3 protein-coding genes are annotated in these 2505 nt (G+C 66.3%); 2 read left to right on the top strand and 1 reads right to left on the bottom strand.

The genetic code is table 11. From position 1 onward, the window contains the following. A partial coding sequence (locus VLK61_RS07755; RefSeq protein ID WP_325419855.1) for an aminotransferase class I/II-fold pyridoxal phosphate-dependent enzyme occupies window positions 1-843 on the bottom strand: 843 nt, incomplete at its 3' end. A gap of 254 nt (window positions 844-1097) precedes the next feature. Between VLK61_RS07755 and nac the strand changes: the two genes are divergently transcribed. Then, the gene (gene nac / locus VLK61_RS07750; protein ID WP_325419854.1) at window positions 1098-2045 is read left to right on the top strand and encodes a nitrogen assimilation transcriptional regulator NAC; all 948 of its coding nucleotides are present in this window, start codon (window positions 1098-1100) and stop codon (window positions 2043-2045) included. After that, on the top strand, window positions 2042-2505 hold a 464-nt coding region (locus VLK61_RS07745; protein ID WP_325419853.1), incomplete at its 3' end, for a LysR family transcriptional regulator. The genes nac and VLK61_RS07745, both read left to right, overlap by 4 nt.

Raw genomic sequence — 2505 nt, 5'->3', positions numbered from 1 at the left:
CGCCGCCTGGCTGACCGAACTGGCGTTGCTGGTGGACTGCGACTGGATCATGTCCAGCGCCGCGATGATGTCGGCCGGCCCGGCCGCATAGCCGATGCGCCAGCCGGTCATCGCGTAGGTCTTGGACACGCCGTTGACGATCACGGTGCGGTCGCGCAGCGCGGGCTCGATGGCCAGAAGATGCGGGCCGGGTTGGCCGTCGAAGCGGATGTGTTCGTAGATGTCGTCGGTCAGGACCATCACCTGCGGATGGCGCAGCAGCACGTCGGCCAGCGCGCGCAGGCGCTGCGCGCTGTAGGTGGCACCGGTGGGATTGGTCGGCGCGTTGAGAATCAGCCAGCGGGTGCGAGGCGTGATCGCCGCCTCCAGAACTTCCGCCGAGAGACAGAAGTCCTCCTCCTCGCGGCAAGAGACGACGACGGGTGTGCCGTCGCAGGCCAAGGTCATGTCCGGGTAAGAGACCCAGTACGGCGCCGGGATGATGACCTCATGGCCCTCCTCCAGCGTGACTGCCAGCGTGTTGAAGATCGCGTGCTTGGCACCGCAGGTCACGATGATGTCGTTCGGCCGGTACGACAGGCCGTTTTCCCGCTCGAACTTCTGCGCGATGGCGGCGCGCAATGCGGACGTACCGGCGGTCTGCGTATAGCGCGTCTCGCCGCGCATGATGGCTTCGCAAGCGGCGCGGCGGATGTGTTCCGGTGTCTCGAAGTCCGGCTCGCCCACCACCAGGTTGACGATGTCGCGGCCTTCGCGGCGCAACTGGGCCGCGCGGTCCTGGGCGGCGCTGGTCGGCGAAGGCTTGATGCGGCGCATGCGCGCCGAGATGCGGGAAGCGCTCACGGTGTGTCCTTGGGAAACGGGTCAAACCGATGGTAGGCAGCGATCTGGGCGCACGCCAAGACGGTTTTCGTCTTCGCCTATAGCCCCGCCTTATGGGCCCGCACGCTCCCCGACTGCGAGTGGGTCGCTGCCCCCCGAGGGGGCCGCAGTCGCCTTGGGGCGGCCCTGCGGCGACTGGCTGGGGATAGTGCCCATTGACCCTGGCCCGTGCCTTGCTAGATTCGGTGCAACAACACCCCCCCCGCGAACCCCCAGTGAACCTGCGCCGGTTGAAATATTTCGTGAAGATCGTCGATGTCGGCAGCGTGACGCAGGCGGCGGAGCTGCTGCACATCGCCCAGCCCGCGCTCAGCCAGCAGCTCGCCACCCTCGAAGGCGAGTTTCGCCAGCAATTGCTCATCCGCAGCGGCAAGGGTGTCACGCCCACCGAAGCGGGCAAGGTGCTGTATCGCCATGCCCAGCAGATTCTTCGCCAGTTCGAACAGGCCCAGGCCGAAGTGCGCAACGCCGGCCAGACACTCACCGGCAAGGTGTCGGTCGGCCTGGCGCCTGGCACCGCCGCTTCGCAGCTGTCGCTTCCCCTGTTGAAGGCGGTGCGATCGCGCTACCCCGACGTGCTGCTGCACCTGAACGAAAACTTCGGCACGACGCTTACCGAGCTGATCGTCAACGGCCGAATGGACATGGCCGTCCTGTACGGTGGCCAGGCGATGGTGGGCCTGTCGTTCCTGCCGCTGTTGCATGAAGAGTTGGTGCTGGTGGGGCCGCGCGAGATGGCCATCAGCGGGGCCGAAGTCGAACTGGCGGCGCTGGGCAGCCTGGAGCTGCTGCTGCTGCGGCCGCACAACGTGGTGCGCAAACTCGTCGACGAAGCCTTCATGCGCGCGCGGCTAACGCCCAACGTGGTGGCCGAAATCGAATCGACCTCCAACCTGGTGGCCGCCGTGGCCAACGGGCTGGGCGCCACCATCCTCCCCATGTCGGCCGCGCACCTGGTCGCCAAGGCATGCGACGCTCGGTTGTGCCGCATCGTGAACCCGGTGATCGAAGTACCGCTGTCGCTGTGCACCTCGGACAACTTGCCGCTGTCGCAGCCGGCGCTCGCCGTCAAGGGCATCCTGATGGAGCTGGCGGCCGACCTGGCGCTCAACATCGGTGCCACGCAATCGCTGGAACTTGAAGAGGGCTTGCCGGCGCCATGACGGTCAATTTCAAAACACTGAACAGCTTCGTGAAGGCCGTCGACTCGCGCAGCCTGTCGGCCGCGGCCAGCCTGCTGCACATCGCCCAGCCCGCGCTCAGCCAGCAGATCAGCCTGCTGGAGGCGCACTTCAATCGCAAGCTGCTGATCCGCTCCAACGTCGGCGTCACACCGACCGAAGCCGGCCGCGAGCTGTACCGCCACGCGGTGCTGATGCTCAAGCAGCTCGAGCAGGCCGAGTTCGAAGTGCCGCGCACCGCCAACATCGTCACCGGCACGGTTTCGGTGGGCCTGGCGACCTACAGCAGCACGTCGGTGTTGTCCACGCCGCTGCTCAAGCGAGTGCGCCAGGAATATCCGCACGTCAACCTGTTCATCAACGACAACTTCGGCCTGGTGCTGAGCGAAATGGTGATGTCCGGCGGAATGGACATGGCAGTGATCTACGGCACCCCGGCGAC

The sequence above is a fragment of the Aquabacterium sp. genome (genome assembly GCF_035476535.1).
In the GTDB taxonomy this organism is placed as follows: domain Bacteria; phylum Pseudomonadota; class Gammaproteobacteria; order Burkholderiales; family Burkholderiaceae_C; genus Pseudaquabacterium.
The sequence above is the reverse complement of the archived record's forward strand: the minus strand, read 5'-3'. Positions and strand labels throughout refer to the sequence as shown.